At 54.0% G+C, this 9,326-nt stretch carries 11 protein-coding genes; 3 read left to right on the top strand and 8 right to left on the bottom strand.

The window, feature by feature from the left end; genetic code table 11:
- Positions 1 to 151: 151 nt before the first annotated feature.
- Positions 152 to 721 (bottom strand): 4'-phosphopantetheinyl transferase AcpT, encoded by a 570-nt coding sequence (gene acpT, locus BFF42_RS15985; RefSeq protein WP_000285787.1) that lies wholly within the window; start codon positions 719 to 721, stop codon positions 152 to 154.
- A gap of 54 nt (positions 722 to 775) precedes the next feature.
- Entirely contained in the window at positions 776 to 1,825 is a 1,050-nt protein-coding gene (locus BFF42_RS15980) for an AI-2E family transporter (protein ID WP_000449758.1), read from the bottom strand.
- Between the two features lie 131 nt (positions 1,826 to 1,956).
- On the opposite strand from BFF42_RS15980, the gene BFF42_RS15975 reads away from it, so the two are divergent.
- A complete protein-coding gene (locus BFF42_RS15975) occupies positions 1,957 to 3,174 on the top strand; it encodes an MFS transporter (RefSeq protein ID WP_004986926.1) in 1,218 nt (405 codons plus the stop codon).
- Between the two features lie 3 nt (positions 3,175 to 3,177).
- Here BFF42_RS15975 and dcrB read toward each other — a convergent pair whose 3' ends face one another.
- Positions 3,178 to 3,735, bottom strand: coding sequence for a phage sensitivity protein DcrB (gene dcrB / locus BFF42_RS15970; protein ID WP_001245295.1), 558 nt, complete (start codon positions 3,733 to 3,735; stop codon positions 3,178 to 3,180).
- A 72-nt stretch (positions 3,736 to 3,807) separates the two neighbouring features.
- A complete protein-coding gene (locus tag BFF42_RS15965) occupies positions 3,808 to 4,473 on the bottom strand; it encodes a 7-cyano-7-deazaguanine/7-aminomethyl-7-deazaguanine transporter (RefSeq protein ID WP_001100469.1) in 666 nt (221 codons plus the stop codon).
- A 220-nt stretch (positions 4,474 to 4,693) separates the two neighbouring features.
- Between BFF42_RS15965 and tusA the strand changes: the two genes are divergently transcribed.
- Entirely contained in the window at positions 4,694 to 4,939 is a 246-nt protein-coding gene (tusA, locus tag BFF42_RS15960; RefSeq protein WP_000130621.1) for a sulfurtransferase TusA, read from the top strand.
- A 101-nt stretch (positions 4,940 to 5,040) separates the two neighbouring features.
- Here tusA and zntA read toward each other — a convergent pair whose 3' ends face one another.
- Positions 5,041 to 7,239 (bottom strand): Zn(II)/Cd(II)/Pb(II) translocating P-type ATPase ZntA, encoded by a 2,199-nt coding sequence (zntA, locus tag BFF42_RS15955; protein WP_039060391.1) that lies wholly within the window; start codon positions 7,237 to 7,239, stop codon positions 5,041 to 5,043.
- Between the two features lie 73 nt (positions 7,240 to 7,312).
- Entirely contained in the window at positions 7,313 to 7,939 is a 627-nt protein-coding gene (locus BFF42_RS15950) for a lysoplasmalogenase (RefSeq protein WP_000964718.1), read from the bottom strand.
- 140 nt (positions 7,940 to 8,079) lie between these two features.
- On the opposite strand from BFF42_RS15950, the gene BFF42_RS15945 reads away from it, so the two are divergent.
- Complete coding sequence (locus BFF42_RS15945) at positions 8,080 to 8,439, top strand: DUF2500 domain-containing protein (protein WP_000042893.1); 360 nt, start codon at positions 8,080 to 8,082, stop codon at positions 8,437 to 8,439.
- A gap of 2 nt (positions 8,440 to 8,441) precedes the next feature.
- On the opposite strand, the gene BFF42_RS15940 is transcribed toward BFF42_RS15945, so the two are convergent.
- Together BFF42_RS15940 and rsmD are read right to left on the bottom strand one after the other, a co-directional pair.
- Entirely contained in the window at positions 8,442 to 8,711 is a 270-nt protein-coding gene (locus tag BFF42_RS15940) for a DUF1145 family protein (RefSeq protein WP_001295207.1), read from the bottom strand.
- On the bottom strand, positions 8,701 to 9,297 hold the full coding sequence (gene rsmD / locus BFF42_RS15935) for a 16S rRNA (guanine(966)-N(2))-methyltransferase (RefSeq protein ID WP_000753479.1): 597 nt from the start codon (positions 9,295 to 9,297) through the stop codon (positions 8,701 to 8,703). The genes BFF42_RS15940 and rsmD overlap by 11 nt, the downstream gene beginning before the upstream one ends.
- Between the last annotated feature and the right edge of the window lie 29 nt (positions 9,298 to 9,326).

Here is a 9,326-nt window from a genome sequence, read left to right as displayed (position 1 = left end):
GAGCAGGTACCGGCATCCACGTTACAGACGGTCCCGGCAAAAGTGCCTGACCTGACCCCTATTAGCGGTTACCAGCGCCCCACCAGACCCGGTGACATCCCCCCCCGGATCATGGACGACTGGGGGCAGTAATCATGCCGGGTCTGGCTGGCTAACACCCCATTATAAGGGGTACGAATAAAGTAACGGGGGTGCAGATCGCAAGGCTTAAATTTTCTAGCTGACAATGGCTGACTGACAGCGAGGAGTGATAGGTGCTATCTACGCTGACGATTTGCCAGGCGCTGCCGCCACGCTGTTTAACGATGGCTTCTTTGCGCGTCCAGATGCGCCAGAACATTTCCAGTTGCTGATCAGGATGCACGGCGTCCATTTCAGCGTGTTCCCCGAGGCTGAACACGGCGTTCGCCAGCCAGCGCCAGTTGGCGCGCGGGCGAATCACTTCGATATCGCAGCCGACTTCGCCTTCATCGCTCAACAGCAGAGCGATATCGTCACCGCTATGGCTTAAGTTGAACCATAGCGGCGTTTCCGGCGCGAATGCAGGTTTGCCTTGTTCGCCATAGATGATCTCCGGTAGCGGGGAAAGCGTGTGCGAAAGCAATGCACGCCCCGCCAGCCAGCGTTCGCGTCGTGGACCTTGCGGTGCTTGCTCGCGTAAACCCGGTGGCAGTGGAGCTGCGCTTAAGGTCGAAACTTTCCCCAGAACTATCCGATACATATCAGGGCCAACGTTTAATGGAAAATGAAAGTGCGTATCGTATCACTTGTCGCCTCATCCCGGTAACCGACTTTTCGGTCTGCCTGGCCCCAGTAAAATCGCCAGTTTGCTACCGCCTTTGGTGGTTTCCATCCAGATTTTACACACGCTGGTTAATGGCACCGAAAGTAGCATCCCTACCGGGCCGAGCAGCCATCCCCAAATTAACAATGAAAGAAATACCACCATGGTGGACATCCCCAGGCGATGGCCCATCATCCGTGGTTCTAAAATATTGCCGATGACCATATGGACCACTAAAAACAATGCGCCGACCAGAATACATTCGTAAACACCATTAAACAGCAGCACCTGAATCATTGGCGGTACGGCGGAAATTACCGCGCCGATATTGGGCACGTAGTTGAGCAAAAACGCCAGTACTGCCCACATCAGCGCAAACTGTACGCCCATTAGCGCCAGCCCCAGCCAGACGATGACACCTGTCCATAAACTGAGTAGCGTCTTTAACGCCAGATAATGCGAAACGCCTTTAAGTGCGCGGTGTAATCCTGCGATGTGAATCTGTGGGTTATTCAGCGCAAAACGCATTTTGTAAGGGACGTGGCGCACTTCAAACAGCATAAAAACTACGGTCATCACCAGCAAAAGCACGCTCGCCATTGCCCCGGAAAGCCCGGTCATTAGCGCTGTGGTGAAGGTAACCACTTTTTCCGAGTCCATCCGCTGCAGCATTCGCTCCGGCGACATATGCAAATTAAGAAAAGGCAACATCTCCTGCAATTTAAAAAGTTTGCGCGTCAGCTCCTTATTAAACTTCGGCAGCATAGAGATAAATTCGTTAAACGATGCCGCCAGTACGCCGACCAGCGCGGTTAGTGCGATCAGCATCACCACCACTACAATCGTAATGGCAACGGGGCGTTGTACTCCCCGACGAATAAACCAGGTAACGAGCGGGTTGAGGACGATGGCAAAAAACAGCGCCAGTAACAGCTGCACAATGATATCTGCCGCTGCGTGAATGCCCGCGAGGATCACTACCAGCGAGGCCAACTTGAGCAGAATGTGCATGCCCGTTTTATCGGGTTGAGGGGTTTCCATTGGGGCTTCCTTGTGACTTTTTGTGTTAAGTGTAGCGGGAGTCACGCCAGCAATATTCTGATTCTTACTGCTGATTTTCACGTCAGCACGTGGTAAAAATGAAACACTGTTGTAAAAATGTGGTGATCCTCATGCCCGAACCCGTAGCCGAACCCGCGCTAAACGGATTGCGCCTGAATTTGCGCATTGTCTCCATTGTCATGTTTAACTTCGCCAGCTACCTCACCATCGGGTTGCCGCTCGCTGTATTACCGGGCTATGTCCATGATGTGATGGGCTTTAGCGCTTTCTGGGCAGGATTGGTTATCAGCCTGCAATATTTCGCCACCTTGCTGAGCCGTCCTCATGCCGGACGTTACGCCGATTTGCTGGGCCCCAAAAAGATTGTCGTCTTCGGTTTATGCGGCTGCTTTTTGAGCGGTCTGGGATATCTGACGGCAGGATTAACCGCCAGTCTGCCCGTCATCAGCCTGTTATTACTTTGCCTGGGACGCGTGATCCTTGGGATTGGGCAAAGTTTTGCCGGAACGGGATCGACCCTGTGGGGCGTTGGCGTGGTTGGCTCGCTGCATATCGGGCGAGTGATTTCGTGGAACGGCATTGTCACTTACGGGGCGATGGCGATGGGTGCGCCGTTAGGCGTCGTGTTTTATCACTGGGGCGGCTTGCAGGCGTTAGCGTTAATCATTATGGGCGTGGCGCTGGTGGCCATTTTGTTGGCGATCCCGCGTCCGACGGTAAAAGCCAGTAAAGGCAAACCGCTGCCGTTTCGCGCGGTGCTTGGGCGCGTCTGGCTGTACGGTATGGCACTGGCACTGGCTTCTGCCGGATTTGGCGTCATCGCCACCTTTATCACGCTGTTTTATGACGCTAAAAGTTGGGACGGTGCGGCTTTCGCGCTGACGCTGTTTAGCTGTGCGTTTGTCGGTACGCGTTTGTTATTCCCTAACGGCATTAACCGTATCGGCGGCTTAAACGTAGCGATGATTTGCTTTAGCGTTGAGATAATCGGCCTGCTACTGGTTGGCGTGGCGACTATGCCGTGGATGGCGAAAATCGGCGTCTTACTGGCGGGGGCAGGGTTTTCGCTGGTGTTCCCGGCATTAGGTGTAGTGGCGGTAAAAGCGGTTCCGCAGCAAAATCAGGGGGCGGCGCTGGCAACTTACACCGTATTTATGGATTTATCGCTTGGCGTGACCGGACCACTGGCTGGGCTGGTGATGAGCTGGGCGGGCGTACCGGTGATTTATCTGGCGGCGGCGGGACTGGTCGCAATCGCGTTATTACTGACGTGGCGATTAAAAAAACGGCCTCCGGAACACGTCCCTGAGGCCGCCTCATCATCTTAAAACTTACTGAATAACCAGCGTATTAATGATGTTTTCTGCGGTGGTCTGCGCTTTTTGCTGATCGTCAGCGGGCAGCGTAATTTGCATGGTCAGCAGTTGATTACCCACGTTACCCAGAATAACGGAAGAGTACGCCGTCTGGCCTTTCGCGGAGATAATACTGTCTAACTGCTGCATTTTGTGACCTTTCAGCTCAATGGCTTTATTGGTTACCACTTGCAGCTGCGGATCGCGGCTACGTTGCTGATCTTCCAGACGCTTCGCCAGCACCGCCAGATCTTCTTTCGGATCATCGCCCATGATGACGATGACTGCTTTCTGCCCGGTGGCGTCGGACCAGACATGCATGTTATTGGCCTGCGTTCCCAGCTTACCGCTCTGGTCGGTCATATCCGCTGGCAGCGAGAAACTTAACTTGCCATCAAGCAGGTTGACGGGATTCCCGGTAGCGTTACTTTCCGCGACCGAACCCTGCGCCGTAGCGTTAGTGTCTTTATCATCACAGGCCGCAAGCCCCATAACCAGCAGGCCAATTCCGACATATTTAACCAGATTGCGCATTGACTTCTTCCTTTCGATAAACGGCCATAACGGCTCATTCATCCATCTTATCACAACTCTGATAACGAACCTTTAACTCGCCTGCAAAGCGTTGATTTCGGATTTATCTGCCAGTCTTTTCAACAGCATATTGAGTAATACGCCATACATTGGCAGGAAGAAAACGATACTGATTAACACTTTGAAACAGTAATCGACCAGCGCGATTTCCATCCAGTGTTCAGCCATAAAGGCATCCGGGCTACGCCAGAAGGCAATGAAGAAAAAGGCCAGCGTGTCGCTGACGTTACCGAACAGTGTGGACGCTGTCGGTGCCAGCCACCAGCGGCGACTCTGACGCAGGCGGTTAAAAACGTGCACGTCGAGGATCTGTCCCAGCGCGTAGGCCATGAAACTGGCGGTGGCGATACGGGCGACAAACAGGTTGAAGTGGGCGAGTGCGCCGAATCCCTGCCAGGAACCCATATAGAATAGCGACGAGATGACGTAGGAGATCAGCAACGCCGGGATCATCACCGCAAAGATGATACGACGGGCCAGCGGTGCGCCAAAAATACGCACGGTCAGGTCGGTAGCAAGGAAAATAAACGGGAAGCTAAACGCGCCCCAGGTGGTATGGAAACCCAAAATGGAGACGGGAAGCTGAACCAGATAGTTACTGGAGGTGATCACCAGCAGATGAAATAACGATAACCAGAACAACGCCTTATAGCGTTGAGTTTGCGAGAAAACGTTCATATTGTACCTTTTTGATTAACCATTGGGGTGAGGGAACCCAATACGTACGACACGTCTGTTACCTTAACATAATAACGTGCTTACCCTTTTTTCGAGCCGCCGCATGATACTGCTTTACGTTGACAATGCAATGGTTAATTTTCACGCAATCGTTAACCTGGTTTGCTTACGGACTCACAGGGCGTAAACTAGCGCCGTTTTTTTATGTGATGAGAAGAAAATGACCGATCTCTTTTCCAGCCCTGACCACACACTCGACGCACTTGGCCTGCGCTGCCCGGAACCCGTAATGATGGTGCGCAAAACTGTGCGCAATATGCAGCCCGGCGAAACGTTGCTGATTATCGCCGACGATCCGGCCACTACCCGCGATATTCCTGGGTTTTGTACCTTTATGGAACACGAACTGGTTGCGAAAGAGACGGATGGACTGCCTTATCGTTATTTGATTCGTAAAGGCGGTTGATGGGGGCTGATTGGCTTCGATGCCGCCTTTTCCCCTCACCCTAACCCTCTCCCCAGAGGGGCGAGGGGACCGATCGCGCTCAATATTGCGATCGGTTTGCCTTATCTCCTGCGCAACAATCTTAACGCATTCGCTGTCACCAGCACCGTCGCACCCGTATCTGCCAGCACCGCCAGCCATAGTCCGGTCATCCCTAAAAGCGTGGTGACGAGGAAGATCCCTTTCAGTCCCAGCGCAATGGTGATGTTCTGGCGGATATTGGCGTGAGTGGCGCGTGCCAGTTCAATCATTTGCACCAGGCCGCGCAGGTGGTTATGGGTTAATGCTGCATCAGCGGTTTCCAGCGCCACGTCTGTGCCACTGCCCATTGCAATCCCAATGGCGGCAGCTTTCATCGCTGGCGCGTCGTTAATACCGTCACCGACCATCGCCAGCGGCGCATGTTGATTCAGCTCGGTCACCGCTTTGACTTTATCTTCCGGCAACAGGCCCGCTTTAAACTCCAGCCCCAGCTCCCCGGCAATTGCCGCCGCTGCGCGTGGATTATCGCCGGTGAGGATCACCCCTTTGACGCCCAGCGCGTTCAGTTCACTGATGGCAGTTGCAGCATCGGCGCGCAGGGTATCCTGCAATGCAATGATACCCAGCACGTCATCATTACGTACTACCAGCACAACCGTTTGCCCGGCGCTTTCCAGTTCATTAATCAAACCAGCAAATGCATCAGCGGGATGTTTCCCGGCAGCGCATATCAACACGCGCTCACCGTTAACCTGCGCTTCAATGCCAGACCCGACCAGCGCCCGCTGTGATTCGGCGGCGGGAATGGCGAGTGCAGCAACCTGTGCTTCGCGCACGATGGCCTGCGCCAGTGGATGCGTCGCGCTTTGCTCGACCGCCGCCGCCAGTGTCAGCAGTTCAGATTCACTAATACCCGTTGCCGGATGAATCGCGGTAACGCGCGGTTTACCGACGGTCAGCGTACCGGTTTTATCAAACGCCACCTGAGTAACACGACCTAGTTGTTCCAGCGCCGCTCCGCCTTTAATCAACGCCCCACGACGCGCTGCTGCCGCCAGCCCGGAGGTAATCGCCGCGGGCGTGGAGATAACTAACGCACACGGGCAGCCAATCAGCAGCAGCGTCAGGCCTTTATAAATCCACTCCTGCCAGCTGGCGGCAAACAGCAGCGGTGGCACCAGCGTCACCAGCAGGGCGACGGCCATAATCGCTGGCGTATAAATACGGCTGAAACGGTCGATAAACCGCTCAATGGGGGCGCGGCGCTCTTCGGCTTCTTCGATCAGTTTCAGAATCCGGTCAATGGCGCTGGCACCCGGTTCTGACAGCACTTCCAGCGTTACCAGACGGTCTACGCTGGTGGCTCCTGCAGGAACTTTATCGCCCGTCGCGCGCTCCACCGGAATGGATTCTCCGGTCAGGTCGCTTTCATCAAAACTGGCAAACGGTGAGAGCAGTTTACCGTCGGCAGGCAAACGCCCACCTGCGGCGACTTCAATCACATCGCCAGGCCGCAGGCTGTTAATCGCCACCTCTTCCCGCTCACCGTTACGCAGGCGCGTGGCGGTTTCTGGTTTCAGCGCCATTAACGCGCTAACGCCCTGACGCGCGCGGCTGGCGGCCCAGCCTTCCAGTCGTTCACCAATCAAAAACAGCAGCAACACCATCGCAGCTTCAGCCGTTGCGCCAATAAACAGTGCACCAATAGCGGCTACGCTCATTAAGGTTTCAATGGCGAAGTAGCTGCCGGATTTGATCAGCCGTAATGCCTGATGAGCAATCGGGTACAGCCCAACCAGCGTGGTCGCGATAAACGCCAGTTGCCCGAACGGATGATTGAACTGCTCCAGACCCCAGCTGATTGCCATCATCACGATTAGTGTAATCAGCGGCAGATTCTCTTTCAGGCGCGATGCTTGTGGCTCGTCGGCGGCCTGCTCATCGCGCAGGGAATAGCCCGCTTTTTGCACCGCAGATTCAACTTGTGCACGAATGTCATTGTCGGCATCAACCACCAGTTTTTCGGTGGCGAACAACACCTGCACCTGATTCACACCTGCAAGCTGGCGCACGGCATTTTCTACCTTGCGCGCACAGGCGGCGCAGTCCATGCCACTGACTTTCCAGCTATAGCGGGTGCCGGAGACGTTTTCAGAGAGCGTTGGCGAGCTGGAGCATGCGCCGTCGCAGCAACAGTCGTTGGCGTTCTGTACCGTGGTTAGCGGTTTGAACGCAGCAAATTGAGGGGCTTTCTTGCCGTGATTGTCAGGTGTCGACATGGCATACTCCGGTTAAGTTTTTTCTCATTAACCGAAGGATACACTCTGGAGTCGACTCCAGAGTCAAGTTTTATCAGAGATACAGTGAGCGGACGATGAGGAAGTGACCGGCAAAGTAGCAGGCCGCAGCAATCGCGTTATCCGCACGGAAGCGTCGGCGATAGTGGCTCCCCAGCCAGACAAAGTTACTGATAAACAGCAACGAAGCGCCAACAAACGCAGAGAGCGCCGGAGCGGTCGGACGGAAGAACCACAGTTCACCTGCCAGCCACACCATCACCAGCGTCATGCCGATAAACGTGCAGATAGGCCAACGATACTCTTCCAGCCGCGTCCAGATAATCGCCAGTAACAGCGCACCCAGAACCAGCAACACCAGTGGCAGAGGCCAGAAGAAAGAGAGCGTCATCTGACTGGCGAAATAGATGGTGTACAGCAGGTGCGAGAGGAAAAACGCGCCGATGGCGTACATCAGACGTTGACGTGGCAACAGGGTTAGCGCATCGCCCAGCAGTGAGGCGCACAGCCCTGCCAGCACCAGATAGCTAATGGCGTCGAACATCGGCGCTTGCCAGGCCAGTAACAGCAGGAGAAGAAGGGTTAACGGTTTAAACACCCAGCGTTGCCAGGTTGGCCCACGATACGATGCATCCACAGATAGCCATGCGGAAAGACAGACAGCGATAAACGACCAAAGCATCTTAGTTCCTTGAATTCGTTATTTTTTCGTAAGCGGAATGCCTACGGTCTTGCTTCCAGTTTAGTGGCGAGGGTGGACGGATGACAACACCATAACTGGCAGGGTATGCTTATTTCCGCATTTTCCGATGAGGGATAAAGATGAGCAAACCACCTCTTTTCTTTATTGTTATCATTGGCTTAATTGTCGTCGCCGCATCGTTTCGTTTTATGCAACAGCGACGGGAAAAAGCTGATAATGATATGGCTCCGCTCCAGCAAAAGCTGGTGGTGGTGAGCAACAAGCGGGAAAAACCGATTAACGATCGCCGTTCGCGCCAGCAGGAAGTGACTCCGGCAGGCGCCAGTATGCGCTATGAAGCAAGCTTCAAACCGCAAAGCGGAGGAATGGAGCAGACGTTTCGCCTCGACGCCCAGCAGTACCATGCCCTGACAGTGGGCGATAAAGGTACGCTGAGCTATAAAGGAACGCGCTTTGTTAGCTTTGTTGGCGAACAATAAGGTTATTTTTTAACTTTAAATTTCTTCTGCCAGACCAGCAGTTCAAACACGCCGAAAAGGAAAATCCGCACCTTTTCGGCGGTGGTCATCTGCGGGCCATCTTTCGGTAAAGTGGATTTCAATAGCGCCAGCTGCATACCATGCATCAGCACGGTAAAAATCAGCGCCACGTTAACGAAAATATTCAGCGGGCGCGGGAAGGGATGCACCAGATTGAGGATTAAAAATCCCCAAACGCAGAGCATTAACAAACGACCAATATTAATCAGCATCACTTTCTCCTTGTGCTTCGCGTTGATACAGCCGATAAGCCACCTGACCCGCCACTTTTTCCCGATGTAATGACCAGTTTGCCGGAACAGTGGGCAGACCGTTTTCGACTTCGCTTTCGACATAAATCAGGGCTTCGTCAGCCAGCCAGCCGTTATCTTCCAGTAAATTTATCGTCTCTTCTAACAAGCCACGGCGGAACGGTGGATCGACAAACACGATATTATGCGGTGTACCTTTTTGCGCCAGGAATGACATCGCGTTGCTGTTCACCACGCGTGCATTGCCTGCTTTTAGTGTCGCCAGATTCTTAATTAACTGCTGAGAAACCGCGCGATCCATCTCAATCAACGTGGCCCCCGCAGCGTAGCGCGATAACGCTTCCAGTCCCAGCGCGCCGCTCCCGGCGAAGCAATCCAGACATTGGGCGTCAACAATGACCGGAGCCAGCCAGTTAAACAACGTTTCGCGTACGCGGTCGGTGGTGGGGCGCAGACCTGGGCTATCAGGAACCGGGAGTTTACGGCCTCGCCACTGCCCGCCAATAATGCGGATTTGGCCGCTGCCGGAATGATTCGTTTTTTTCATGATAAATTGCTCAATCCGCCAGATAACAC

The organism is Shigella sp. FC1661 (genome assembly GCF_001712525.1).
In the GTDB taxonomy this organism is placed as follows: domain Bacteria; phylum Pseudomonadota; class Gammaproteobacteria; order Enterobacterales; family Enterobacteriaceae; genus Escherichia; species Escherichia coli.
This window is presented reverse-complemented; position numbering and strand designations above follow the sequence as displayed.

Coding starts and splice junctions, on each gene's coding strand:
- BFF42_RS15940 (WP_001295207.1), bottom strand. CDS start 8,711: ATGCTGATTAATATTGGTCGTTTGTTAATGCTCTGCGTTTGGGGATTT.
- BFF42_RS15950 (WP_000964718.1), bottom strand. CDS start 7,939: ATGCTTTGGTCGTTTATCGCTGTCTGTCTTTCCGCATGGCTATCTGTG.
- rsmD (WP_000753479.1), bottom strand. CDS start 9,297: ATGAAAAAAACGAATCATTCCGGCAGCGGCCAAATCCGCATTATTGGC.
- tusA (WP_000130621.1), top strand. CDS start 4,694: ATGACCGATCTCTTTTCCAGCCCTGACCACACACTCGACGCACTTGGC.
- dcrB (WP_001245295.1), bottom strand. CDS start 3,735: ATGCGCAATCTGGTTAAATATGTCGGAATTGGCCTGCTGGTTATGGGG.
- acpT (WP_000285787.1), bottom strand. CDS start 721: ATGTATCGGATAGTTCTGGGGAAAGTTTCGACCTTAAGCGCAGCTCCA.
- BFF42_RS15965 (WP_001100469.1), bottom strand. CDS start 4,473: ATGAACGTTTTCTCGCAAACTCAACGCTATAAGGCGTTGTTCTGGTTA.
- BFF42_RS15980 (WP_000449758.1), bottom strand. CDS start 1,825: ATGGAAACCCCTCAACCCGATAAAACGGGCATGCACATTCTGCTCAAG.
- zntA (WP_039060391.1), bottom strand. CDS start 7,239: ATGTCGACACCTGACAATCACGGCAAGAAAGCCCCTCAATTTGCTGCG.
- BFF42_RS15945 (WP_000042893.1), top strand. CDS start 8,080: ATGAGCAAACCACCTCTTTTCTTTATTGTTATCATTGGCTTAATTGTC.
- BFF42_RS15975 (WP_004986926.1), top strand. CDS start 1,957: ATGCCCGAACCCGTAGCCGAACCCGCGCTAAACGGATTGCGCCTGAAT.